Source organism: Candidatus Clostridium eludens (assembly GCF_045310515.1).
Taxonomy (GTDB): Bacteria; Bacillota; Clostridia; order Clostridiales; family Clostridiaceae; genus Clostridium_B; species Clostridium_B eludens.
In genome coordinates this window covers 1-268 of sequence record NZ_JBJHZX010000211.1, presented here as the reverse complement: position 1 = coordinate 268, position 268 = coordinate 1, and the positions used below count along the sequence as shown (strand labels likewise).

The 268-nt window shown below is 28.0% G+C and carries 1 pseudogene; it reads left to right on the top strand.

Features of this window, described 5'->3' with window-relative positions:
* Positions 1 to 268: pseudogene (locus ACJDU8_RS25860) on the top strand (MGDG synthase family glycosyltransferase); the annotation flags it as partial.

Sequence of the window (268 nt, the reverse complement as noted above, 5' to 3'; positions counted from 1 at the left end):
AGTTTACAGGACATGGACATAAAAGTATAACTGAGTCTTTATGTGAAAAATTCAAGGATCATAGTGATGTTAAAATTCATATTATAGATGGGTTTTCATTAGGAGGAAAACTTCTGAAAAACATAGGTAAATCCTATGGTCCAATTACTAGAAATGTTAAAGAATTGTGGAGACTAATATGGAATTTGTCGTCAATTAAACCATCATTGGTTAATAGGTTAATTGAGTCAGAAATAAAATATAATTTCATACAGGTATTAGAAAAAAT